This window comes from Agrobacterium larrymoorei (assembly GCF_037722385.1).
GTDB classification, from domain to species: Bacteria; Pseudomonadota; Alphaproteobacteria; order Rhizobiales; family Rhizobiaceae; genus Agrobacterium; species Agrobacterium larrymoorei_C.
This window is the reverse complement of the sequence record NZ_JBBKAQ010000006.1, coordinates 244,304-267,580: the sequence shown is the minus strand read 5'-3', so window position 1 is coordinate 267,580 and position 23,277 is coordinate 244,304. Positions and strand designations below refer to the sequence as shown.

Below are 23,277 nucleotides of genomic sequence, written 5' to 3'. Positions count from 1 at the left end.
AGAATTATTCTAAAAAGACTTGCGAAGCCGAAAGCGTGGAGGTAATTAGAATCATTCTAAAAGGATGGTACGATGTTCCGCAGTTTCTTTTCTTCCTCCAAACGTCCATTTTCCTCCCTTAACGAGCAGGAAATCCTCGCACTCGCCATCTCGTCGGAGGAGGACGATTCCAGGATCTATCGATCCTATGCGGATCATCTGCGTGCACAATATCCAAACTCCGCCAAGATTTTTGATGAGATGGCCGAGGTCGAGCACGCGCATCGCAACGTTTTGATCGATATGCACAAACGCCGCTTCGGCGATGTCATTCCCCTTATTCGTCGTGAGCATGTGCGCGGCTTTTACGAGCGCAAGCCGGATTGGTTGATCAAGACGCTGTCACTTGACCATGTTCGCGAGCAAGCAGAGGAGATGGAGCAACAGGCTATTCGCTTCTATGACGAGGCCATTCGCCACGTCACTGACGCAGAGACGCGCAAGCTGCTCGGCGATCTGGCGGAAGCGGAGCGGGGCCACGAAGACATTGCCGGCATGCTCAGCGACAAGCATCTTCCCGAAGATGCGCGCTCGGAGGAGGACGAAACGTCCAAGCGGCAGTTCCTGCTGACCTACGTGCAGCCGGGACTTGCCGGACTCATGGATGGCTCTGTCTCAACGCTCGCACCAATCTTTGCCGCAGCGTTTGCCACTCAGGACACTTGGCAAACCTTTCTGATCGGTCTTTCGGCGTCGGTCGGTGCCGGTATCTCGATGGGCTTTACCGAGGCCGCCCATGATGATGGCAAGCTTTCAGGTCGCGGATCGCCGCTGAAGCGCGGCTTGGCATCCGGTATCATGACGGCTGTTGGAGGTCTCGGCCACGCGCTTCCCTACCTCATACCGCATTTCTGGACGGCAACGGCGATCGCAGCCGTCGTCGTCTTCATTGAGTTGTGGGCTATCGCCTTCATCCAGAACAGGTTCATGGAAACGCCGTTCCTGCGCGCTGTTTTTCAGGTGGTGCTTGGCGGCTCGCTCGTTCTAGCAGCCGGTATCATCATCGGCCACGGATAGGTGTCACGATAAAGGAGGCAGCCGGCGTTTGACCGGCTGCAGTTTTACGATCGATGTGTTGGTTTCCGCCTTGTCGGCGATCCGGTCGAGGATCGTATCCAGCTCTTCGATCGACCGGACGTGCAGGCGCGCAATGAAACAATCGTCTCCCGTCACCTTGTCGCATTCTGAAATCTCTGGGATTTCTTCGATAAGCTGCTGAACAACATGCAGCTTGCCGGGCAAGGGACGAACCCGAATAATGGCCTGGAGATTAAAGCCGATACTCGACGGGTCGATTTCCACTGTAAAGCCGCGGATGACGCCTCGTTCTTCCAGCCGCTTGATCCGCTCGGATGTGCTCGGCGCCGAAAGTCCCACATGCTGCGCCAGATCCTTAACCGAAATTCTTCCGTCGTTCGACAAAAGCTCCAGAATGCGCTTATCCGTATCGTCGACCATGGGCTTTTCCTTTTAAAGAGAAAACGGTTCTGATCCTTCTTTTGAAAGGCTGTATTAAAGGAAAGCCTTCTAAGAATAAAGGTAAATGCCGATCAGGTCCATTAAGATCCCCACGTCGAAATGAGGGGCTCAAGATGATGACTGAAAAGGTGCGCGGCGTGATCGAAATGGCCAGCGCGATGGTGATCTCCGGAACCATTGGTCTGTTTGTGGTTCTGTCCGACCAACCCGTGACCAGCGTCGTGTTTTGGCGCTGCGTGTTCGGTGCGGCGATCCTTCTGCCGATCTGTGTCACGCTTGGATTTTTCCGGCCTGGAACCATCTCGCGCCGGCAGCTCGGCCTCGCAGCGCTGGGTGGTGTCGCGATTGTTGCGAACTGGCTGCTGTTGTTTGCGGCCTATCCACGTGCATCGATCTCGATCGCGACCGGGGTCTACAATACCCAGCCTTTTATGCTCGTCGCCATGGGCGCGCTGTTCCTGTCCGAACGGCTGACGCTCAATAAGATCGTGTTTCTGGTCGTCTCGTTTGTCGGCACGCTTGCGATCATCCAGGCGAAGGCCGGCGCAGGAATTTCAGGTGACAACTATTTGGCGGGAGTTGCGCTCGCTCTTGGAGCTGCGTTCTTTTATGCCCTGGCGGCCATCATCGCCAAGAAATTGAAGGGTGTTCCGCCGCAATTGATCGCGCTTATTCAGGTGGTGACGGGTGTTTTTCTACTGCTGCCATTCTCACAGGATGGGCCGCGCATCGAGGCGAAAGCCTGGATGATTTTAGTGACGCTGGGCGTCGTTCACACGGGACTGATGTATATTCTGCTCTATGGTGCAATCCAGAAATTGCCAACCAACCTCACCGGTGCCCTGTCCTTTATCTATCCGGTGGCGGCGATCATCATCGATCGTCTCGCCTTCGGCCATCAACTGCAGCCACTGCAGATCGTCGGCGTGGTCGCCATTCTTGTGGCTGCCGCAGGCTCGACATTGGGCTGGTCTCTCGTGCCACGCCTAAAAGCAGAACGCGACGTCTCGTAGAAGACATCGCGTTCTGCGCTTTGATAAATGTGCACTCAGGCTTTCGCCAACCCGGCCTGTTTAGCGCAATGCGCCGACCAGAACATCGCGGCCATCTTCGATGGAGACCCAGCGACCGGTGTTGAAGGACGCCTGACGCTTCAAATAGGTGTAGTTGGTGTTGGTCCACAGCTTCACCTCGTTCGACAAATTGTCGAGGATGAAGTCGCCGTCATTGGTTCGCACAGTCAACACTGCATGGCCTTCGCCGTCTGGCTTGCGCACGACGGTGATGAGGAGATCGGAGACGGCAAAGCCTTTCTCGATCAGCTTCCTGCGCTTCAGTAGTGCGAAATCCTCGCAATCGCCGGCGGTCTTGGGATACTCCCAATACTCATCCTTGCCATAGACTTCCTGGTCCGTCATGGCGACGATGGTGGTGTTCACTTCCGTGTTGATATCGCGAATGACACTCCAGCCATATTCGGTGACGCGTGGCGGAGGTGTCAGCTTGCTGCGGATATCGCATTCGGAAGCGTATCTCTGGCAAAATTCGTAATGGCCGATTGGCTGAGATGTAATGCCGCCCGTCACCATGGCAGGGCTGCCTTTGTTTTCAGCCTGCACGGAGGCCGCAGAAAGTAGTCCGGCCGCTACTGCTATGAGCAGCGCCCGTGCCTGCGATGCATTCATCATCAAACCCGTCCCTTGAAGTCTTAATAAAGTGTTAAGAGAGATAAGGGGTAAGTGTCAATCCGAACCGGGCCGTCTATGAACGCAAGATGAATATTATGGTTAAGACCGTTGCTGAAATGCCTAGCCTAGAAGGCTTCTGACTGCACTCAGCATTCTTTCGATATCCTGTGGTCGGGACAGACGATGGTCTCCGTCGCGGATGAGGCTCAAGACCACATCATCGGCGGGCAGATGTTCCATCAGACGAAGTGCGTGTTGATAAGGAACGTCCTCGTCTCGCATGCCTTGCAGAATATGGACCGGGCAGCCGGTATCGATCACGCCCTTCAAGACGAGATTATTGCGCCCGTCTTCCATCAAGTCGCGGGTGAAGATGTTTGGTTCGGGACTGTATTGCGAGCGTTCCTCGAAATAGCCCCGCTCGACGAGCGATGCCTTTTCCGCTTCCGTTAGATTGGGCTCGATCAGTTCAGCAGTAAAGTCCGGCGCCGGGGCGATCAGAACGAGCCCTGCGACCCTTGGGCCGACAGCGCGCTTGCGCAGTTCCTCGATTAGCCTAAGCGCAATCCATCCCCCCATGGACGAACCGATAAGAACGACGCTTTCGGGTGCGTTGTCGTCCAGAACGGCAAGCGATTCTTCCAGCCAACGGGAGATCGTCCCTTGTCTGAATTCGCCTTTCGATGCTCCATGGCCCGAATAATCAAAGCGGATGCAGGCCAGTCCCTCCTGTTGCGCAAAGCGATCGAGCTCCATGGCTTTCGTGCCGGTCATGTCCGATCGATAGCCGCCCAGCCACACGAGTGCAGGGCGATGATCCAAAGCTTGCGCTGCGCGAGCAAGGATTGCGATCTCGCGTGCGGCATCACCACTGCCAACCACAATAGACTCTACGGCTTCGTGTGCCTGGGTCATCTCATTCTCCTTACGTTTCTTTCCCCTGTAGACCAGATTCGTAAAAACCACGACAGGAGGTGATTTTTTTGCAAAGCCATGCTATTGACATCCCAGAAGCGTTCACGACATTTCAGCCATTTGCACCGACAAGCTGTTTTTGCCGACGCGATATCGAAACAGATCAGGAGAATACGACCATTCGCAGACCGTTCAAAGCCGATGCCCCCGTCAAGGAAGGCCCGCGCTCCAACAGGGAAATTCGCATTCCCAAAATTCAGCTGATTGATGAAGAAGGCCAGAACCTCGGTGTGATGCCGACGGATCAGGCGTTGAAGATGGCGGAAGAGGCCGGTCTTGATCTGGTCGAGATTTCGCCGAACGCAGAACCGCCCGTTTGCAAGATTCTCGATCTCGGTAAGCTGAAATATTCCACACAGAAAAAAGCAGCCGAAGCGCGCAAGAAGCAGAAGATCGTCGAAGTCAAAGAAATCAAGATGCGTCCGAACATCGACACCCATGACTATGAGGTGAAGATGAAGGCGATGAACCGTTTCTTTGAAGAGGGCGACAAGGTGAAGGTGACGCTGAAGTTCCGTGGCCGCGAAATGGCCCACCAGGAACTCGGCATGAAGCTGCTTCAGCAGGTCAAGGAAGACACGCTGACAATCGCCAAGGTGGAAGCCGAGCCGAAGCTCGAAGGCCGCCAGATGATGATGGTGCTTGCACCGAAGTAATGCCTGGGCGCGCTGGCATTAGGCCCAGCGTTTTCCACTCTCGCAGGGGAAGTTTTGCTTCCCCGTTGCGCTTTTCCATAACTGCGGTTATAAGCGCGCGTCCGAACGGTCCGGCAGGGCATGCCGTGGCCGTTCTTGAATAGCTTGAAACGGGCTTCGTCTGCCTGTTTCGATACAAAATAACGGAGTAGCAAAATGCCCAAGATGAAGACGAAATCCGCTGCTAAAAAGCGGTTCAAGATCACTGGCACCGGCAAGGTTCTCGCAGCCGCCGCCGGTAAGCGCCACGGCATGATCAAGCGTTCCAACAAGTTCATTCGCGACGCGCGCGGAACCATGGTTCTGGCCGAAGCTGACGGCAAAAAGGTCGTCAAGAACTACCTGCCGAACGGTCTCTAAGACTTTTCCGCATTTTTGGACATTTTAAGGAGATCATGACATGGCACGCGTAAAACGTGGCGTAACTTCCCGCGCCAAGCACACCAAGACACTCAAGGCAGCCAAGGGCTTCTACGGCCGTCGCAAGAACACCATCCGCGCAGCAAAGGCAGCGGTTGACCGTTCCAAGCAGTACGCTTACCGCGACCGCAAGGTCAACAAGCGCAACTTCCGCGCTCTGTGGATCCAGCGTATCAACGCTGCTGTCCGCGAATTCGGCCTGACCTATGGCCGCTTCATCGACGGCCTGAACAAGGCTGGCATCGAAGTCGACCGTAAGGTTCTCTCCGACATGGCTATCCACGAGCCGGCAGCTTTCGGCGCGCTCGTCGATGCCGCGAAGAAGGCTCTTGAGTACCTCAAGGATGCAGGTACGGCCAACGAGTTTGAATCCGCTGTAAAGTAATTACGGCGCGGACAAATTGTTGTTCATTTGAAACCCGCGCCGGGCAACCGGGGCGGGTTTTACGTTTGAAATGCTTCCTTCTTCGGAGGAAGTGCCTCTGAAGTATGTCGCGATCTCCGAGCTTCGCTTATACGCTTTTGGGTTATTTCATTACCGATGTCGCTGTCGCAAAACCGCTTTACACGTTTGCGCGACATGCTTTAGGCGCTTTGACGCTGGACGGGACAATCATGCTGCAGGCTGCCACCGCGAGCGAGAGAGAGAAGGGCTTCCATGTTCATCTGGAAGACGCCGATATTGCTGCGCTCATGCAGACCCTATTGATGAGCGAACGACGTATCCAGCGGCTGGAACTGAGTTCCGGTGCCGTCTGGATCAAGCGACAGGGCACGGAAGAACCAAGATGGTGGAGCAAGTTGCAGGGCTTTGCCGCGCGCCTGCTTCCCTATGCCTTCCTGAGACCATCCCCTGTGCTTTCGCCTGTCGAGATGATGGCACGCGAAAAGCGACGGATGATCGAGTTCGGCGATGCGGGTTTTACCGTTCCGGCGATCATCTACGCCTCCGAAACTGCTATCGTACTGGAAGATGTTGGACCGACTATTCAGGGGATCGTGGCGCGTAAGACGAGTGCCGGGCATCCTGATCAGTTGCTTATTCAATCGGCGATCGAACTCGGCAAACTTCACGCGGCCGGTCTTTGTCACGGACGCCCACACATTCGCGATTTTTTCCTCAAGGACGGCCGGATCGGCTTCATGGATTTCGAGGAAGAGCCGCAGGCGGTCATGCCGCTTGCAAGCGCTCAGGCGCGTGATCTCTGGCTGCTGTTTTTGCCACTCAGCGCCTTTGCCGAGAAGACCGACGAAACTCTTGACGCGGCCTACCGGGGATGGGCTGCCAATGCTCCGCAGGCGACGATCGATGAATTGCATCGTCTCGTGCGCGTGCTTGGCCGATTTTTGCCGCTCGCCCGGTTGATTGGCCGCGTGCAGATGGGTAGTGATCTGCGACGCTTTATCGTGGCGACCGACTTTCTAAAGAATGCTGTTGAAACCGATGTTGGGGCCAAGACCTCCGGCAGGGCAGGAAAAGATGACTGAACTGGACACTTTGAAATCGCAACTGATGTCGGAGATCGCTGCGGCGGCGGACGAAGCGGCCATTGAGGCCGTGCGCCTTTCGGCGCTTGGCAAGAAGGGCTCGGTTTCCGAGCTTCTGAAAACGCTGGGCACGATGACGCCGGAAGAACGTCAGACACGCGGTGCCGCGATCAACCAGTTGAAGAATGAAGTGACGGACATCCTGACCGCTCGCAAGAGCGAGTTGAAGGACGCAGCCATTGAAGCGCGGCTGAAGGCCGAGACGCTCGATGTCAGCTTGCCCGTCCGCCAGTCTCCGGCTGAGCGCGGTCGCATCCATCCGATCAGCCAGATCGTCGATGAGATTACGGCAATCTTTGCCGATATGGGATTTGCCATTGCCGAAGGTCCGGATATCGAAACCGACTACTATAACTTCACGGCTCTGAACTTCCCGGAAGGCCATCCGGCGCGTGAAATGCACGACACCTTCTTCTTCCAGCCGGATGAAAAGGGTGAGCGCAAGGTGCTGCGCACGCACACCTCGCCGGTTCAGGTGCGCACGATGGAAGCACAGAAGCCGCCAATCCGCATCGTTATCCCTGGTAAGACCTACCGTCAGGATTCGGATGCGACGCATTCGCCCATGTTCCACCAGGTCGAAGGCCTCGTGGTCGACAAGAAGGCGCATGTTGGGAACCTTCGCTGGATACTGGAAGAGTTCTGCAAGACCTTCTTCGAGGTCGATAGCGTCGTGATGCGCTTCCGCCCGTCCTTCTTCCCCTTCACGGAGCCAAGCTTCGAGGTGGATATCCAGTGCGACCGTTCCGGCCCAATCGTCAAATTCGGCGAAGGCAAGGACTGGATGGAAATCCTTGGCTGCGGCATGGTGCACCCGAATGTGCTGCGCGCCGGCGGTCTCGATCCGGATGAGTATCAGGGCTTTGCCTGGGGCATGGGTCTCGATCGCATCGCCATGCTGAAGTACGGGATGCCGGACCTGCGCGATTTCTTCAACGCCGACGTTCGCTGGATGAACCATTACGGCTTCCGACCGCTCGACATGCCGACGCTGTTCGGCGGTCTGAGTGTCTGATCGGTCGAGTCGAGGAGCAATAGATCATGAAATTCACACTCTCCTGGCTGAAAGAGCATCTCGATACCGATGCATCTCTGGACCAGATCTGCGAACGCCTGACGGCCATCGGTCTTGAGGTCGAGGATGTCGACGACAAGGCCGCTTACAAGCCTTTCGTCATCGCCAAGATACTCTCGGCTGAAAAGCATCCTGAAGCAGATCGCCTGAAGGTGTTGTCGGTGGATGCCGGTGACGGCAAGCCGGTGCAGATCGTCTGCGGCGCTCCCAATGCACGTGCTGGGCTCGTGGGCGCTTTGGCGCGCCCTGGAACCTACGTACCGGGCATCGATGTGACGCTGTCTGTCGGCAAGATCCGTGGTGTCGAAAGCCATGGCATGATGTGCTCCGAAAAGGAGCTCAACATGTCCGACAATCACGATGGCATTATCGACCTGCCGGACGATGCGCCGGTCGGCACGTCCTTCGCCTCCTATGCGGGGCTGGACGATCCGGTCATCGAGATCAATCTCACGCCGAACCGCCCTGACTGCACCTCGATCTACGGCATCGCCCGCGATCTGGCGGCATCCGGTCTCGGCACATTGAAGACACGGCCTGCGCCGAGCTTCAAGGTCGAGGGTTCGACGCCGGTCGACGTCAAACTCGAGCTGGATGATGCAGCACTTTGCCCCGGCTTTTCGCTTCGTATCGTGCGCGGCGTGAAGAATGGTCCGAGCCCGAAATGGATGCAGCAGCGTTTGCTTGCCATCGGTCTTCGCCCCATAAATGCGCTGGTGGATATCACCAACTACATGACTTTCGATCAGGGCCGTCCGATGCATGTCTTCGACGCCGCCAAGGTGAAGGGTGATCTGGTTGTCCGTCGCGCAAAGGAAGGCGAAACCATTCTCGCTCTCGACCAGCGCGAATACAAGCTCGGCCCGAACAATGTGGTGATTGCTGACGACAATGGGCTTGAGTCCATCGGCGGTGTCATGGGTGGCGAACATTCCGGCTGCGACGAGAATACCGTCGATGTTCTCATCGAGTCGGCGCTCTGGGATCCGATCAATATCGCAAAGACCGGCCGTTCGCTCGGCATTATCACCGATGCGCGTTACCGTTTCGAACGCGGCGTCGATCCGGAATACATGGTGCCAGGCCTTGAGCGCACGACGGAACTGGTACTTGAGCTTTGCGGCGGTGTGGCTGGAGAAGCCAAGATCGTTGGCTACAAGGGTTATGAGCCGAAGTGGATCGATTTCCCGCTCTCCGAGGTCAAGCGCCTGACGGGTCTTGAGGTTTCGGCAGACGAAAGCCTTGAAATCCTCAAGGGCCTGGGCTTCGGTATCGAAGGCTCTGGCGAACGCGTATCCGTTTTGGTGCCCTCCTGGCGCCCGGATGTTGATGGCAAAGCCGATCTGGTGGAAGAGGTCATGCGTATGCACGGCGTCGACAACATCAAGCCGGAACCGCTTGAAAGCATCGGCGCTATCAATGGGCGTATCTTGACCACGCTGCAGGTGCGCACGCGGACAGCCAGGCGCGCGCTCGCAAGCCGCGGCATGCTGGAAGCCGTGACGTGGTCCTTCATTCCGGAAGGACAGGCGAAGCTTTTTGGTGGCGGCTCGCCAGCGCTAAAGCTTGCCAACCCGATCGCAGCCGACATGTCCGACATGCGGCCCTCTCTGCTCCCAGGGCTTTTGACGGCGGCACAGCGTAACGCCGACAAGGGCTATGGCGACGTGGCGATCTTCGAGGTTTCGGGCACCTATGAAGGCGATACGCCGGAAGGCCAGCGGCGCGTTGCCGGTGGCGTTCGCCGTGGCACCGCATCGCTTGCAGGTACTGGACGCATGTGGTCGAACCCTGCGAAGGGCGGTGGGAAGCCCGTCGATGTCTATGATGCCAAGGCCGATGCTCTGGCCGTAATCGAAGCCTGCGGTTTGCCCATGGCGAATGTGCAGATCGAGGCTGGCGCGCCATCGTGGTATCATCCGGGCCGGTCCGGCACCATCAAGATGGGACCGAAGATCATTCTCGGTTATTTTGGTGAGTTTCATCCAAAGACCTTGGGCGCGCTAGATGTCTCTGGCGCCTATTGCGGTTTCGAAATTTACCTCGATGCCATGGCTGAACCGAAGAAGAAGGCAACGCGCACCAAGCCAGCGCTCGAGCTTTCGCCGTTCCAGGCCGTGAAGCGCGATTTTGCGTTCGTGGTCGATAAATCCGTTGAGGCAGGCGCCATCATCAAGGCGGCGACGAGCGCCGATCGCAAGCTCGTCACCGGCGTCAATGTCTTCGATGTGTTCGAAGGCGCCGCACTTGGAGAGGACAAGAAGTCAATCGCCATCGAGGTTCAAATTCAGCCAATGGACAAGACTTTGACGGATGAGGACTTCGAAGCCTTGACTGCGAAGATCGTCGGCAATGTTGAAAAGGCGACGGGCGGCGTGCTTCGCGCTTAACAGAGCTGTCGCTGTTGTGTCCCTGAGAAACCCGCTTTAACGGCGGGTTTTTTATTGTCCGAGATAGACGGCTAATACGCTGAAACCCTCAATGCGTGTATTTCATAACAAATCGGAAGGTTGCTCGGCGGAGAACGCGTGTAGAGGTTGCTACGGACCTTGCTTTCGGTACTATGTCTCCCAGGCCGTTGGGCCTCGAGGAGGAGATTTTATGGCAATTGGATCTTTGAAACGCCGTGCCGCTTTGATGCTCGCTGCATCTGCCGCAGCTTTATTGACGTTCAACACCGGGGCTTACGCGCAGGCCTATCCTGAGCGCACAATCACGCTCGTCGTGCCGTTCGCGGCAGGCGGCTCCACCGACGTCGTTGCGCGTGTCATAGCGCAAAAAATGGGTGACGCTCTCGGCCAGCAGATCGTCGTGGAAAATGTCGCCGGAGCTGGCGGTAATCTCGGTGCCGACCGCGTCGCACGTGCCGAGCCGGATGGCTACACAATTTTGATGGGCACGGTTGCGACACACGCACTCAACCCATTGATCCTCAAGACAAAGCCATATGATCCTGAAAAGGATTTTGCGCCCATTTCTCTTCTGGTTGTCGTGCCTAACGTTCTCGTGGTCAATCCACAGTTGCCCGTCAACAACGTGGCCGAACTGATTGCGCTTCTGAAGAAGGAGCCGGATAAGCATGCTTATGCCTCTTCCGGAAACGGGACGCCGCTTCATCTTTCCGGCGAACTGTTCAAGAGCATGGCCGGCGTTGAAATGCAGCACGTGCCTTACAAGGGTTCCGGTCCGGCCTTGAATGACCTCCTTGGCAACCAGATCTCGATCATGTTCGACAATCTGCCGTCTTCTTCTGCCCATATCAAATCTGGAACCTTGAAGGCGCTGGGCGTGACGACGGCTGAGCGAGCTTCCTCGTTCCCAGACGTGCCGACCATTGCCGAAACCGTGCCTGGTTATGAGACCTACACATGGAACGCGCTTTTCGCACCGGCAGGGACGCCACCTGAGGCGATTACGAAGTTGAATGAAGCCGCCAAGACGGCACTGTCCGATCCGGATGTTGCAAAGCGCATGGCCGATTTCAGCGCCAAGATCGTCGGTTCGTCGCCGGAAGAACTGAAGACCCACGTTTCGGAAGAGATTGCGAAATGGGGTCCGGTGGTAAAGGAAGCCAACGTCCAGATGGACTGAGAGCAAGACAGCCTCGCAATGGATCGTCTTCCCCAGCATCCCGCAGGGGAAGACACCTTTAATCCTTACCTGTTCGTTAAATCATGAGGAATGTGATCAACTGCTGTCACATCTGATTATGAATTAGGCAATTAAACTGATCATAAATTATTTTAGCCTATTACCTTCATCCATGACGAAAGTCGTCGCAGGCGGTCAAGAGCTGCCGAAGATTATTCAGATGGATCGAGGCAAAAGTGAATTTTTTCAGGAACTTGAAAATCAGCACCCGGATCATCGTGGTTGCCGCTATCCCAACAATCGCTCTTCTGGGCGCGGTGGTGCAAGATAATTTCCGAAGGCTAGACGTTGCCTCTCAAGCCAGTTCCGTCGCTGAAATTTCCGCCATGGCGCCTCTGATCGGTGGTATGGTCCACGAAATTCAGAAAGAGCGCGGCGCTTCTGCCGGCTTTGTGGGTGCGAAGGGTCAGGGCGAGTTCGGACCTCTTCTCGAAAAACAGCGCATCGTGACCGATGCCGCGATCGCGACATTCAGAAGGCTTAATCTGACGACCGAAGAGGCCGCCGGCGATCCTACTTTCATGCAGCTTGCAATCACCGCGCAAGCAAAGCTCGACAAGCTCACCGCCATGCGCCAGGACATCACCTCGCTAAAGGCGTCTGTTGCCGATATCGGCGCTTATTTCGCCGACACGATCGGAAGCCAGATCAAGCTCATTGAATCGATGAGTTCTCTAACGACGGATAGCAGCATTTCCAATCGTATCATCGCCTATTCCGCGCTACTCCAAGGGAAGGAACGGGCGGGCCAGGAACGGACCGTGGGTACCGCGGCCTTTACCACCGGAAACATCACTCCAGAAAGCTATCAGAAATTCGTTCGCCTCGGCGCCATGCAGGGCGTCTATTTCTCAATCTTCGATTCCTATGCTGGCGTCGCTGAAAGATCAGCGCTGGAGGCTGCTCTTGGCAGCGATGCCTCCAAGCTCGTCGATACGCAACGCTCCGTCCTTCTACAGGCGCCCTTTGGCGGCCAGTTGAGTGGCGTTAGCGGAGAGGCTTGGTACAAGGCGACCACGGACCGCATCAACGTTCTCAAGACGGTCGAAGACAAGGTCGGCGCGGAATTGAGTACCTATGCAACTGGCGTTGCGACGTCTGAACAGCGCGGCCTTATGGCATCGGTTCTGACATCCATAGGCGTCCTCGCCGTCGTGGCTGTTCTTGCCGCCATCATTACGCGCTCGATCACGGGTCCGATCGGCAGCGTCGTCGGCACCATGCGCGAGCTTGCAGCAGGTCGTGCCGATGCGGCATTGGGTGTTGAGCCAGACCGCAGCGAGATCGGCGAAATGGTCCGCTCCGTTGCAGTTTTCAAAACCAACGCCCAGGAGCGTCTCAAGCTTGAGGCCGAAGCCGAGGCCAACCGATCGCTGACAGAACGTGAACGTCTGGAGCGCGAAGCGCAGCAGGCCCAAGAGGCTGCTGAAGTGAAGCACGTTGTCGATACGCTCGGTGCTGGTCTTGGTGCTCTTGCAAATGGCAAGCTGAACTACCGGATCCACGACAACTTTGCAGATCGTCTCGACAAGATCCGCGTAGACTTCAACGGCGCGATAGAAGGGTTGGAGAATACGATCATCAAGGTCAGTGGAAACGCGCAAGGTATCGCTGCTGGCTCCAACCAGATCAGAGCGTCTGCCGACGATCTGGCACGGCGTACAGAACAGCAGGCAGCGTCAGTCGAAGAAACCGCCGCGGCATTGGAGCAGATCACCACTACGGTTGCGGATACCACGCGCCGGGCAGAAGAAGCTGGCCGCCTTGTCAGCGAAACACGCGAAAATGCAGAGCGCTCCGGAACGGTCGTGACGAAGGCCATCGGCGCCATGAACGAGATCGAAGCGTCGTCGAGGGAGATTTCAAACATCATTGGTGTCATCGACGAGATTGCGTTCCAAACCAATCTGCTGGCACTCAACGCTGGCGTCGAGGCCGCACGTGCCGGTGAGGCGGGGAAGGGTTTTGCAGTCGTCGCTCAGGAAGTGCGCGAACTTGCTCAAAGATCGGCCAGCGCCGCCAAGGACATCAAGGCACTCATCGCGAAGTCCGGCGAACATGTAAAGAACGGCGTCGGACTTGTTGGTGAGACGGGTGAGGCGCTTACTCATATCGTTGCGCAGGTGAAAGACATAAGCGTCAACGTGCTCTCGATCGTCGAGGCGTCGCGTGAACAGTCAACCGGCATCAAGGAGATCAACAACGCGGTCTCGCAGATGGATCAGGGGACCCAGCAGAATGCCGCAATGGTGGAAGAGTCGACAGCAGCAAGTCATTCGCTTGCCAAGGAGGCAGATTCTCTGTTTGCACTGGTGGCAGCGTTCGAAACGGGGGCCCAGCGCAACGTCCAGGCTGCTTTTTCGGCGCAGCCTGTCGCTCCTGCCCCGAGCCCGAAGGGATCTCCTGCCCGAAACCTCGTCAATCGCATTGCATCCTCTTTCAGTGGAAACGCGGCGCTGAAGACGGGTAGTTGGGAAGAGTTTTGACGGCGATGCGCTCTTGTGCTGCGCTGCGAGCGTGAACCATTCACCGAATGACTGGCCTCGGACAATGTCCGGGGCCTTTTCTTATCAATCAACCGCGTTCAGGTTCAGGCAGAATCTCACGGGAACGGGCAGATTTTTCGATTTACTTGCTTCAAGCCTTTAATGTGGGAGCGACACGCACATCCGGTCTTTGATGACTTGTTAGCAAAGGTCGTTTTAGATGCGCATATCAGATGGTGAAAAGGAAGCCGCGATGGGAATCAAGACTGCGGAAGAGCGCAGCCTCGACTACAGAAACGCAATGGCGCAGCTTGCCGGCGCGGTTAATGTCGTCACCACAGATGGTCCGGCGGGCAGGGCGGGATTTTCTGCGACCGCCGTCTGTAGCGTATCCGACAATCCCCCCACACTGCTCGTCTGCATCAATCGCAGCTCTTCAGCCTACCGGACGCTGTTTGAAAATGCCGTGGTCTGCGTCAACACGCTTTCGGCCGATCAGGAGCATTTGAGCCGGCTGTTCGGCGGCAAGACGCCGAGCGACGAGCGGTTTGCAGGTGGCGAGTGGTCATCGCTTGCGACGGGTGCACCGGTTTTGAAAGGCGCGCTCGCCTCATTCGACTGCCGTGTCCGCGCAATCCATGATGGCAGCACCCACGACATCATCATCTGTGATGTCGTCGATACTGTCATTGGCGAGGGCGAAGAGGCACTGATCTATTTCAAGCGTGGTTATCGCACGCTCTGATCACGCAGTCGTCGCTTCAATCTATGCTTTTGCCAAAGCGGGCAAAGCTTTCTTCCAACACTGTCGTACCGGCACCCGGGCGTTGCGGCCGTTTATAGATGCCACCATGAACATCCGCGGGTTCCTCGAAGTGGTCCTTGATCCAGGGAATGTATTCGAGGATCGTCGAGGCGGGGTGCCAATAGCTCAGGTGGACGTGCACCTGGCTCATTTCGCCAGCATGGGGCACGACGGGCAGGCGATGGGCCAGTGCCAAATCTGCCACTTGAATATATTCGGTGATGCCGCCAAGGCGGGTCACATCCGGCTGCACATAGGCAACGGCGCCAGCTGAGATGAAGGAGCGGAAGGCATCGACAGTGTAGAGCTGTTCGCCAAGCGCGATCGGGATCGACGTGTTGCGGGCAAGTGTCGCGTGGCTACCAACATCGTCATACCAAAGCGGTTCTTCAAACCAATAGATATCGAGATCACGCGCGAGGGCGCAGAAGCGTTGGCAGGTTGGCAGATCCCATTTGCCGTTTCCATCGATGGCGATGCGCACCGATCCACCGAGACGCTTGCGCACTGCGGTGAGGCGATCGATATCGACATTCGGATCGTCATGGCCGACCTTGATCTTTAGCCGGGTAAATCCGTCCTGTTCGACGGCTCTGGTTGAACCCTCGATCAGAGCGTCCTTGGAGAAAGACAGCCAGCCGATATCCGTATTGTAGGCTTCGAGCTTTTCAGTACGCGCGCCGCCCAGATAGCTCCAGAGGGGTAGACCAGCCTTCTTCGCCTTCAGGTCCCATAGCGCCACATCGACGGCAGCAAGTGCCAGATGGGTTATCCCTGCACGCCCGACCCACTGCAATGAGGGATGGCGAGCAAGCTTGGTCCATAGACGTGAGTGGTCGTTGGCGTCTTCTCCGATCAGAAGCGGTGCATAGCAATCGCGAATGCAGGCGGTAATCAGCCTGTCTGAAGCCAGATGCGCATGGGTGCCGGTAAAGCCGTAGCCTTCCAACCCGTCGGTGGTGACGATCTTCGTGCCGACGACGCCCCAGTGGGTGATGGAGTGGGTCGAGTCCGAAATGGAATCGGATGTGAGTGGCAGATGGAGAATGAAGGGATGGACGGATGCGATTTTCATGATGGATAACCCTCCTCCGGTTATAGGGTAGTGTGGCTTGTCGAAGGCTACTTTTAGTGGCTCTCCAGCTTTTCGAGATAGGGCAGTTCGTCTGGCGATATGACTTCGGCGACAGCCTTGATGCGCCTCATTGCACGACTTCTGGAGACCTGCAGATGATGAACCAGTGCCGCCTTCGCGCCCTCGATATCGCCCGCCAGCAGACTGTCAAAAATTGCCAGATGTTCCGGCAGGAACGGCTCGGTATCGAAGAGCTCCATGGTCCAATGGTAGAGGAAGTGGTGAGCGACAAGCAGCGCCTGCGGCAAGCTGATCGCGCGCATGAGCGAGGTGTTGTCGCAGTAGCCGAGAAGCTCGACATGGAGCTGCTGTTCTAACGCATCGAGCGCCTCCCCATCGATCTTGTCGAGCGATTGAATGGCGTCTGCAACATTCTTGCGCAAGGAGAGCAGCAGCCCCTCTGGAAGATTGGCAGCAGCTTTTTCAAGCGCGATGGGTTCCAGAATCCAGCGAAGCTCATAGAGTTCATCGATATGCTTTCCCGTCAGTGCGGGCGCATACCATCTTCCGCTTTCATCCTTGTGCACGATGCCGCGCTGCTGCAGCCGGGCCACCACGTCGCGCGCCACGGTTCTGCTGACGCTGTAATGCTTTGCCAGCATAGCCTCGTTGATCCGCCAGTCCGCCAGCGACGTCCGTGAGACGATCTCGATCTCGATATTATCGTAGATCAGCTCCCAGCTGGATCTCGGCTGCATGCGCATAGCATCAGCGGCTGCGACCGAATTCTGGTCAAGTGCCTGCATCGGCGGTGCCGGCCGGACTTTTGCCACGACGTCATAGCCGCGACTCTCGGCTTTGCGCACCAGATGAAGACGCTCCAATTCCGCCAGCGCCTGGCGTGCCGGCGCGCGGCTGATGCCGAAGCGACTGGCGACCATGGTCTCGGTCAACCGGGACCCTTGAACAATGACGCCATTGGCAATATCCGCGGCCAGCAGGTCGCAGGCTCTGCGGTAAAGTCGGGGTGCGATGCCGGTCTTGGCGATGCTCATTGTTCTGCTTTCACCTTCCGTCTCGTTCCAGACCCGCAATCGTTTTTACCATCACAGGGATTGCACGTCAGAAAAACAATGTCTAGTGTATGCATAAGACATTTACGGAGAGGAGCAGGGATGATGCAAGGCGAAGTGCGCACCCAAGTGCCTTTGACGTTGCTGGACCGGTTCTGCCGTGCCGTCTTCGCTGCCAGCGGTGCAGACGCGCCAACCGCTGACGCTGCAACACGGGCCATGATGCATGGCACACGCTACGGCGTGGATAGTCACGGCGTCCGCCTGCTCGATCATTACATCACCGCCATGCAGGGCGGTCGCATCAATCGTACACCGCGCCTTCGCAAGGTAGCCGGGTTCGGCGCTGTGGAGACCCTGGATGCGGACGATGCGCATGGTGCTCTGGCCGCTTACACGGCAATGACACACGCAACCGAGTTGGCTGCGCAATTCGGCGTTGGAGCGGTTGCCATCCGCAACACGTCGCACTTCGGTCCTGCCGGCGCCTACTCACTAGAAGCGGCGAGAAGAGGTTTCATCGGCATCACGTTCTGCAACTCGGATAGCTTTGTGCGCCTGCATGATGGCGCGCAGCGCTTTCACGGCACAAATCCGATTGCCGTCGGTGTTCCGTCCGGCGGAGATAATCCCTGGCTCCTGGACATGGCGACAAGTTCTATCCCCTATAACCGTGTGCTGCTTTATCGCAGCCTTGGTCAACCATTGCCGGACGCAACTGCTTCGGATGAAGGAGGCCACGACACCAAGGACCCGCAGGCAGCCGCAATGCTTGCGCCGCTCGGCGGCGAATTCGGCTTCAAGGGCGCAGCATTGGGCGGCGTGGCGGAAATCTTCAGCGCCGTGTTGACCGGCATGAAGCTGAGCTTCGACATTGCATCCATGGGTGGGCCGGATTTTTCAACGCCACGAGGCATGGGCGCCTTTGTTCTTGCGCTGAAGCCGGAGGCATTTCTGGAAAAGAGCGTCTTCGAAGGCGCGATGACGCGGTATCTTGAAACGCTCAGAACCTCGCCAGCGCGTGAGGGTGCGCGGGTTATGGCGCCTGGAGACCGTGAATGGGAAGTCGCAGCCGACAGGGAGCGCGAAGGTGTCGTGTTGGATCCTGCGACCCGGCAGTCCTTCGCAGAATTGGCAAAGCGGTTCGGCATCACGCAGCCATTTGGCTGATGCGAAAGGCTGGGATGCGGAGGCCTTAGTTTTTGCCGGTTGACTTCGCCGGTCAATCAGCCTTAATGATCGGCATTGGTAAGACCACTTTACCAATGCCGCAGCGGGAGGGGACATCATGTTTGTGGCGCTTGAGCCGCGTCGCCTTCACAGGCAAGTGGCGGACCAGATCAGGACGTTGATTGAGGCAGGCGAGATTGCCGATGGCGCCAAGCTTCCGGCGGAGCGGGATCTTGCCGAGCGTTTTGCGGTGTCGAGGCCAACTGTGCGCGAAGCGCTGATCGTGCTTGAGGTCGAAGGTTACATCCAGATCCGAATGGGTTCAGGCGTCTATGTGAGTCAACGACCCAAGGCACTGTCCATCCTGCCGTCCGATGACAGCGACGGGCCTTTCGAAATCCTTCAGGCACGCAGCATCATCGAAGGCGGAATTGCAGAAGAAGCGGCAAAACGAGCCAAAGCCTCGCATATCGTTCTTCTGGACGAGAATTTGAAGCGGATGGAAGATGCCATAGGTGATGCGGTGAAGATGCTCGTTCATGACCGGGCATTTCATCTCGCAATCGCCGACATCATCGGCAATGTGACGCTCCACCGTTTCACCGGACATATCTTCGACCGGCGTATGACGCCCTATTTCGAGCGTCTTGCCAGTCATTTCGAGGGGCCGCGCACTTGGCGTTCGGCACTGGAAGAGCATGCTCTGATCCGCGACGCGATTGCCGCAAACGATCCAGAGGCGGCGAAAGCTGCCATGCAGCGGCATCTCAGCCAGTCGCAAAAGAGATTTTCTCAAAGCTTCGGAGAGGAGGCTTGAGGGGAGGGACGGTGCCGCTCTTTCCATAAGGGCGGTAGAGAATGAACATCTGACACGATTTCGGGAGGAGAAAGAAATGACGTTCAGATTGAAAACCTTGCTTGGTGCCACTGCCATCATCATGGCTTCTGCGCTGTCTGCCCAAGCGCAGACCGTATTGAAATGGGCTCACGTTTACGAGACGACAGAACCTTTCCACACCGAGTCGGTCTGGGCCGCAAAGGAGATCGAGAAGCGCACCGAAGGTCGCTACAAGATCGACGTATTCCCTGCTTCTCAGCTCGGCAAGGAAGCCGACATCAACCAAGGCCTGAAACTCGGCACGGTCGATATCATCATTTCCGGTTCGAGCTTCGCAGCGCGCGATTCCAAGCCGATCGGCGTGACCTACTTTCCTTACATCTTCCGCAATCCAGAACACCTGATTGCCTACACCAAGAGCGACGTCTTCAAGCGACTGGCCAAAGGCTATGAGGACAAGACCGGCAACGTTATCGCGGCGGTCAGCTATTACGGAACGCGTCACACGACATCCAACAAGCCGATCGAGAAGTGCAGCGACTTGAATGGCGTGAAGATGCGTGTGCCGGACGTACCCGCCTATCTCGCCATGCCGCGTGCTTGCGGCGCCAACACCACGCCGATTGCTTTTGCCGAAGTCTACCTCGCGCTGCAAAACGGCACCGTCGATGCGCAGGAAAACCCGTTGACGACCATCGAGGCGAAGAAGTTTTTCGAAGTGCAGAAGAACATCGTTCTGACCGGCCACATCGTTGACCACCTCAACACGGTCATCTCCAAGTCGCGCTGGGCAAGCCTGTCTGATCAAGACAAGAAAATCTTCGTCGACGTGATGCAGGAGGCTGCCACCAAGACGACGAAGATCATCGAGGAGCGTGAAGTGGCACTTGTGGACGACTTCAAGAAGCGTGGCCTGACGGTGACGGAGGTCGACAAGGCCGATTTTGAAAAGAATGTGCTCGACAAGGTGAAGTTCGAAGACTTCGGATACAACAAGGCCGATTGGGAAGCGATCCGCGCCATACAGTAAATCGCGCATGGCGCGGGGCTTGCTCCGCGCCACCCTTCTCGTTTTCAGCACCGGCAGACGAGCGCTTTTTCACTCTGCTGCTTGCGCCGATGCTCCAACCGGAACAGTTCAATGACGCAGGAAATTCATACTCAGGTCACGCCTGAGGAGCTTGCCCACACCTTTGACGAGGCACCGCCCGATACCGATCTTTCCGTCTATGCTTTCGAAGACTGGCTGACGCTTGCCCTCTTCTGGATGATGACGGGATGCGTGTTTCTCCAGTTTTTCACCCGCTACGTGCTGAATGACAGCTATGCCTGGACCGAGGAAATCGCGGTCAACTGCCTGATCGGCGTTGTCTTCCTGGGCTCGGTCATGTGCGTGCGGATGTCGCGTCATATTCAAGTGGATGTTCTCTACCACTACCTGCCACCGGACCTGACACGCGTCATGGCGATTCTCGTCGATATCATCCGCATCGGTTTCTTCGCCTATGGTTCATGGCTGATGTGGCGTTATCTGGAGATCGTCGCGGACGAGGAAATGGTCACTGTGGCGCTGCCACGCAACATCGTTTTCTACACCGTCTTCGGCGCCTTCGTGCTGATGTTCCTGCGCTCGGTCCAGGTCTTCGTTGCCAACCAGCGTCGCGGCTACTCCGTTCTGGAACGGCCGGAAGAATTCCAGACGAGTGAGGAGATTTGAGATGCTACTGCTGATCGGTTCTTTCCTCGTTTTGATGGTCGTCGGCCTACCGGTTGCCATCTCCATGGCAGTCTCGTCACTGCTCTACATCGTCTCCTACAATGTCGCGCCGGACATTATTGCGGCACAACGCATGATCGCCGGCGTGGAAAGCTTTCCGCTTCTTGCGGTTCCCTTCTTCATCCTGGCCGGAAACCTGATGAACTCGGCCGGTGTGACGGGCCGTATTTACTCCTTCGCTGTCGCACTTGTCGGCTGGATGAAGGGTGGTCTTGCCCAGGTCAACATCATCGGCTCGGTGATCTTTTCCGGCATGTCCGGCACGGCACTGGCAGATGCTGCGGGGATCGGCACGATCGAGATCAAGGCGATGAAGGATCATGGCTATCCGGTGGAAGCTGCTGTCGGCGTCACCGCCGCTTCGGCCACCCTCGGTCCGATCTTCCCACCGTCTCTACCGTTCGTCATCTACGGCATGATGGCTAACGTCTCCATCGGGGCGCTGTTCATGGCAGGCATCGTTCCTGGCGTCGTCATGACACTGTTGATGATGATCACGGTTGCCGTCTTTGCCTATATCAAGCAGTGGGGATCGGACACGCCCTTCAGCCTGCGCACCATCTTCGGGGCGTCCTTCGAAGTCTTCGTCGTCATGCTGGTTCCGGTCAGCATCTATGTGATGACGATGTTTGGCCTGTCGCTGAACCTCGCCATTCTCATCGCCCTCGTTGTGCTGATTTTCTGCGACTGGTATTTCGACTTCTCCGCCGTCATGGCGCTGATGACACCGGTTATCCTTATCGGTGGCATGACGATGGGCTGGTTTACGCCCACGGAAGCTGCGGTTGCAGCGGTTCTCTGGTCGCTCTTCCTCGGTCTTGTTCGTTATCGCACGATGACGCTCAAGACGCTGGCCAAGGCAACCTTCGATACGATCGAGACCACGGCATCGGTTCTGTTCATCGTGGCCGCCGCATCGGTCTTTGCGTGGCTGCTGACTGTCAGCCAAGCGGCCCAATTGCTGTCGTCAGCCATCCTGACGCTAACGGACAGCAAGTGGATCTTCCTCGTGCTGGTAAACCTGCTGATGCTGTTTGTCGGCTGCTTCCTCGACACGATTGCCGCCATCACCATTCTGGTGCCGATCCTGTTGCCGCTTGTCTTGCAGTTCCACATCGATCCGGTGCATTTCGGTATCATCATGACGCTGAACCTGATGATCGGCCTGCTGCATCCGCCGCTTGGCATGGTGCTTTTTGTTCTCTCACGTGTGGCCAAGCTTTCGGTGGAGCGAACGACGATGGCCATCCTCCCATGGCTGGTGCCGCTCTTCGTCGCACTGATCCTGATCACCTTCATTCCGGCAATCACTTTGTGGCTGCCGCAGGAAATGGGACTGATCCGATAGGTACACCTCTTCGGCTCGCGCGGCATTTGTCGCGCGGGCCTCGTCTAACACCACAAAGAAAGTCGACTGGAAATGCTGACACGCGTGGCGCGTCTTTATGGCAAAAGAGACCTTAAGGTCGAAACGCAGGATTATTCGGAGCCAGCGGAAGGCGAAGTCCTTCTTCGCATGGCCTCTGGTGGCATCTGCGGATCGGATCTCCACTACTACCAGGATGGTGGGTTCGGGCCGGTGCAGGTGCGCGAGCCGATCATTTCCGGCCATGAAGCATCGGGCTATGTCGAAAGACTTGGCGCTGGTGTCAGCGATCTTGCGATTGGCGCGCTGGTTGCGGTCAATCCATCACAACCTTGTGGCGCCTGCAAATACTGCCTCAACCGGCAGCCCATCCACTGCCTCGACATGCGCTTTATGGGAAGCGCCATGCGTCTGCCGCATGAACAAGGCATGTTTCGAGATCATCTGGTCGTGCCCGCCAAACAATGTTTTGCCTTTGCCGAAGGCGTGAGCGCACATGAAGCAGCTTGCGCCGAACCGCTTGCCGTTTGCCTGCACGCCGTGGCACAAGCTGGCGATCTTTCGGGCAAGAGCGTGCTCGTCACCGGAGCAGGGCCGATCGGGCTCTTGACGGTTGCCGCCGCAAGGCAAGCCGGTGCGGAAGAGATTATCGTCACAGACCTGACTGACGCAGCAATTGCCCGGGCACCGGCTATGGGCGCGACGGGAACCATCAACGTCGCCACCAATCCGCAGGCGCTTGCGCCTTATCAGGAGAACAAGGGCAGCTTTGATGTCGTGTTCGATTGCTCGGCCGCCGCACCTGCGCTTCGGTCCGCCTTCAGCGCCATCAAGCCACGCGGTACGCTCGTGCAGGTCGGGGTCACGGGCGACATCACAGTTCCCCTCAATCTGCTGGTGGGCAAGGAAATCGTCTGGCGAGGGTCGCAACGCTTTGACGCAGAGTTTGGTGAAGCCGTCTTCCTGATCTCGTCGCGCGCCATCGACGTGCGCCCCATCATTTCGCATCATTTTCCGCTCGAGCAGGCGGTCGAAGCCTTCGAACAGGCTGGTGACCGCCAAGTGGCCTGCAAGGTGCAGATCACCTTCAGCGATCAGAACTGAAATTCAGAGGATA

The 23,277-nt window shown here is 57.1% G+C and carries 22 protein-coding genes; 17 read left to right on the top strand and 5 right to left on the bottom strand.

The window, feature by feature from the left end:
* Positions 1 to 72 precede the first annotated feature (72 nt).
* Positions 73 to 1,056 (top strand): iron exporter MbfA, encoded by a 984-nt coding sequence (gene mbfA, locus WKI41_RS10950; RefSeq protein ID WP_340193507.1) that lies wholly within the window; start codon positions 73 to 75, stop codon positions 1,054 to 1,056.
* 3 nt (positions 1,057 to 1,059) lie between these two features.
* On the opposite strand, the gene WKI41_RS10945 is transcribed toward mbfA, so the two are convergent.
* On the bottom strand, positions 1,060 to 1,497 hold the full coding sequence (locus tag WKI41_RS10945) for an Lrp/AsnC family transcriptional regulator (RefSeq protein ID WP_340193506.1): 438 nt from the start codon (positions 1,495 to 1,497) through the stop codon (positions 1,060 to 1,062).
* A gap of 134 nt (positions 1,498 to 1,631) precedes the next feature.
* Between WKI41_RS10945 and WKI41_RS10940 the strand changes: the two genes are divergently transcribed.
* The gene (locus WKI41_RS10940) at positions 1,632 to 2,531 is read left to right on the top strand and encodes a DMT family transporter (RefSeq protein WP_340193680.1); all 900 of its coding nucleotides are present in this window, start codon (positions 1,632 to 1,634) and stop codon (positions 2,529 to 2,531) included.
* 60 nt (positions 2,532 to 2,591) lie between these two features.
* Here the strand turns inward: WKI41_RS10940 and WKI41_RS10935 are convergent, their stop codons facing one another.
* Both WKI41_RS10935 and WKI41_RS10930 read right to left on the bottom strand, forming a co-directional pair.
* On the bottom strand, positions 2,592 to 3,206 hold the full coding sequence (locus WKI41_RS10935; RefSeq protein WP_340193505.1) for a transglutaminase-like cysteine peptidase: 615 nt from the start codon (positions 3,204 to 3,206) through the stop codon (positions 2,592 to 2,594).
* A gap of 120 nt (positions 3,207 to 3,326) precedes the next feature.
* Positions 3,327 to 4,121, bottom strand: a complete 795-nt coding sequence (locus tag WKI41_RS10930; RefSeq protein WP_340193504.1) for an alpha/beta hydrolase — start codon at positions 4,119 to 4,121, stop codon at positions 3,327 to 3,329.
* 179 nt (positions 4,122 to 4,300) lie between these two features.
* Here WKI41_RS10930 and infC point away from each other — a divergent pair, with 179 nt between their 5' ends.
* From infC to WKI41_RS10885, 9 genes are all read left to right on the top strand, one after another.
* A complete protein-coding gene (infC, locus tag WKI41_RS10925; protein WP_111847509.1) occupies positions 4,301 to 4,837 on the top strand; it encodes a translation initiation factor IF-3 in 537 nt (178 codons plus the stop codon).
* Between the two features lie 195 nt (positions 4,838 to 5,032).
* Positions 5,033 to 5,236 carry a 50S ribosomal protein L35 gene (gene rpmI / locus WKI41_RS10920; RefSeq protein WP_027674722.1) on the top strand — a complete coding sequence of 68 codons (204 nt, stop codon included), beginning with the start codon at positions 5,033 to 5,035 and terminating at the stop codon, positions 5,234 to 5,236.
* A gap of 40 nt (positions 5,237 to 5,276) precedes the next feature.
* Entirely contained in the window at positions 5,277 to 5,681 is a 405-nt protein-coding gene (rplT, locus tag WKI41_RS10915; RefSeq protein WP_027674723.1) for a 50S ribosomal protein L20, read from the top strand.
* 230 nt (positions 5,682 to 5,911) lie between these two features.
* Entirely contained in the window at positions 5,912 to 6,784 is an 873-nt protein-coding gene (locus WKI41_RS10910; protein WP_340193677.1) for a serine/threonine protein phosphatase, read from the top strand.
* The gene (pheS, locus tag WKI41_RS10905; RefSeq protein WP_340193503.1) at positions 6,777 to 7,859 is read left to right on the top strand and encodes a phenylalanine--tRNA ligase subunit alpha; all 1,083 of its coding nucleotides are present in this window, start codon (positions 6,777 to 6,779) and stop codon (positions 7,857 to 7,859) included. The genes WKI41_RS10910 and pheS overlap by 8 nt, the downstream gene beginning before the upstream one ends.
* Positions 7,860 to 7,885: 26 nt before the next feature.
* On the top strand, positions 7,886 to 10,309 hold the full coding sequence (pheT, locus tag WKI41_RS10900; protein ID WP_340193502.1) for a phenylalanine--tRNA ligase subunit beta: 2,424 nt from the start codon (positions 7,886 to 7,888) through the stop codon (positions 10,307 to 10,309).
* 211 nt (positions 10,310 to 10,520) lie between these two features.
* Positions 10,521 to 11,510, top strand: a complete 990-nt coding sequence (locus tag WKI41_RS10895; protein ID WP_340193501.1) for a Bug family tripartite tricarboxylate transporter substrate binding protein — start codon at positions 10,521 to 10,523, stop codon at positions 11,508 to 11,510.
* A gap of 254 nt (positions 11,511 to 11,764) precedes the next feature.
* Complete coding sequence (locus WKI41_RS10890) at positions 11,765 to 14,056, top strand: methyl-accepting chemotaxis protein (protein ID WP_340193500.1); 2,292 nt, start codon at positions 11,765 to 11,767, stop codon at positions 14,054 to 14,056.
* Positions 14,057 to 14,276: 220 nt separating this feature from the next.
* A complete protein-coding gene (locus tag WKI41_RS10885; RefSeq protein ID WP_340193499.1) occupies positions 14,277 to 14,801 on the top strand; it encodes a flavin reductase in 525 nt (174 codons plus the stop codon).
* A gap of 16 nt (positions 14,802 to 14,817) precedes the next feature.
* Here WKI41_RS10885 and WKI41_RS10880 read toward each other — a convergent pair whose 3' ends face one another.
* Positions 14,818 to 15,936: a mandelate racemase/muconate lactonizing enzyme family protein gene (locus WKI41_RS10880; RefSeq protein ID WP_340193498.1), complete on the bottom strand. Its 1,119-nt coding sequence runs from the start codon at positions 15,934 to 15,936 to the stop codon at positions 14,818 to 14,820.
* Positions 15,937 to 15,989: 53 nt separating this feature from the next.
* Entirely contained in the window at positions 15,990 to 16,991 is a 1,002-nt protein-coding gene (locus tag WKI41_RS10875; protein ID WP_340193497.1) for a GntR family transcriptional regulator, read from the bottom strand.
* Positions 16,992 to 17,111: 120 nt separating this feature from the next.
* On the opposite strand from WKI41_RS10875, the gene WKI41_RS10870 reads away from it, so the two are divergent.
* The 6 genes from WKI41_RS10870 (at position 17,112) to WKI41_RS10845 (ending at position 23,264) form a co-directional block, all read left to right on the top strand.
* The gene (locus WKI41_RS10870; RefSeq protein ID WP_340193496.1) at positions 17,112 to 18,179 is read left to right on the top strand and encodes an Ldh family oxidoreductase; all 1,068 of its coding nucleotides are present in this window, start codon (positions 17,112 to 17,114) and stop codon (positions 18,177 to 18,179) included.
* 118 nt (positions 18,180 to 18,297) lie between these two features.
* Complete coding sequence (locus WKI41_RS10865; protein WP_340193495.1) at positions 18,298 to 18,996, top strand: FadR/GntR family transcriptional regulator; 699 nt, start codon at positions 18,298 to 18,300, stop codon at positions 18,994 to 18,996.
* A 76-nt stretch (positions 18,997 to 19,072) separates the two neighbouring features.
* On the top strand, positions 19,073 to 20,047 hold the full coding sequence (locus WKI41_RS10860) for a sialic acid TRAP transporter substrate-binding protein SiaP (RefSeq protein WP_340193494.1): 975 nt from the start codon (positions 19,073 to 19,075) through the stop codon (positions 20,045 to 20,047).
* Between the two features lie 111 nt (positions 20,048 to 20,158).
* Positions 20,159 to 20,734: a TRAP transporter small permease gene (locus WKI41_RS10855; RefSeq protein WP_340193493.1), complete on the top strand. Its 576-nt coding sequence runs from the start codon at positions 20,159 to 20,161 to the stop codon at positions 20,732 to 20,734.
* Between the two features lies 1 nt (position 20,735).
* Positions 20,736 to 22,142 (top strand): TRAP transporter large permease, encoded by a 1,407-nt coding sequence (locus tag WKI41_RS10850; protein ID WP_340193492.1) that lies wholly within the window; start codon positions 20,736 to 20,738, stop codon positions 22,140 to 22,142.
* 72 nt (positions 22,143 to 22,214) lie between these two features.
* Complete coding sequence (locus tag WKI41_RS10845) at positions 22,215 to 23,264, top strand: L-idonate 5-dehydrogenase (protein WP_340193491.1); 1,050 nt, start codon at positions 22,215 to 22,217, stop codon at positions 23,262 to 23,264.
* The last annotated feature ends 13 nt before the right edge of the window (positions 23,265 to 23,277 follow it).

Coding starts and splice junctions, on each gene's coding strand:
- WKI41_RS10930 (WP_340193504.1), bottom strand. CDS start 4,121: ATGACCCAGGCACACGAAGCCGTAGAGTCTATTGTGGTTGGCAGTGGT.
- rplT (WP_027674723.1), top strand. CDS start 5,277: ATGGCACGCGTAAAACGTGGCGTAACTTCCCGCGCCAAGCACACCAAG.
- rpmI (WP_027674722.1), top strand. CDS start 5,033: ATGCCCAAGATGAAGACGAAATCCGCTGCTAAAAAGCGGTTCAAGATC.
- WKI41_RS10860 (WP_340193494.1), top strand. CDS start 19,073: ATGACGTTCAGATTGAAAACCTTGCTTGGTGCCACTGCCATCATCATG.
- WKI41_RS10880 (WP_340193498.1), bottom strand. CDS start 15,936: ATGAAAATCGCATCCGTCCATCCCTTCATTCTCCATCTGCCACTCACA.
- WKI41_RS10870 (WP_340193496.1), top strand. CDS start 17,112: ATGATGCAAGGCGAAGTGCGCACCCAAGTGCCTTTGACGTTGCTGGAC.
- WKI41_RS10845 (WP_340193491.1), top strand. CDS start 22,215: ATGCTGACACGCGTGGCGCGTCTTTATGGCAAAAGAGACCTTAAGGTC.
- WKI41_RS10855 (WP_340193493.1), top strand. CDS start 20,159: ATGACGCAGGAAATTCATACTCAGGTCACGCCTGAGGAGCTTGCCCAC.
- WKI41_RS10935 (WP_340193505.1), bottom strand. CDS start 3,206: ATGATGAATGCATCGCAGGCACGGGCGCTGCTCATAGCAGTAGCGGCC.
- WKI41_RS10865 (WP_340193495.1), top strand. CDS start 18,298: ATGTTTGTGGCGCTTGAGCCGCGTCGCCTTCACAGGCAAGTGGCGGAC.
- pheT (WP_340193502.1), top strand. CDS start 7,886: ATGAAATTCACACTCTCCTGGCTGAAAGAGCATCTCGATACCGATGCA.
- WKI41_RS10875 (WP_340193497.1), bottom strand. CDS start 16,991: ATGAGCATCGCCAAGACCGGCATCGCACCCCGACTTTACCGCAGAGCC.
- WKI41_RS10885 (WP_340193499.1), top strand. CDS start 14,277: ATGCGCATATCAGATGGTGAAAAGGAAGCCGCGATGGGAATCAAGACT.
- pheS (WP_340193503.1), top strand. CDS start 6,777: ATGACTGAACTGGACACTTTGAAATCGCAACTGATGTCGGAGATCGCT.
- WKI41_RS10945 (WP_340193506.1), bottom strand. CDS start 1,497: ATGGTCGACGATACGGATAAGCGCATTCTGGAGCTTTTGTCGAACGAC.
- WKI41_RS10895 (WP_340193501.1), top strand. CDS start 10,521: ATGGCAATTGGATCTTTGAAACGCCGTGCCGCTTTGATGCTCGCTGCA.
- WKI41_RS10850 (WP_340193492.1), top strand. CDS start 20,736: ATGCTACTGCTGATCGGTTCTTTCCTCGTTTTGATGGTCGTCGGCCTA.
- WKI41_RS10940 (WP_340193680.1), top strand. CDS start 1,632: ATGATGACTGAAAAGGTGCGCGGCGTGATCGAAATGGCCAGCGCGATG.
- mbfA (WP_340193507.1), top strand. CDS start 73: ATGTTCCGCAGTTTCTTTTCTTCCTCCAAACGTCCATTTTCCTCCCTT.
- WKI41_RS10910 (WP_340193677.1), top strand. CDS start 5,912: ATGCTGCAGGCTGCCACCGCGAGCGAGAGAGAGAAGGGCTTCCATGTT.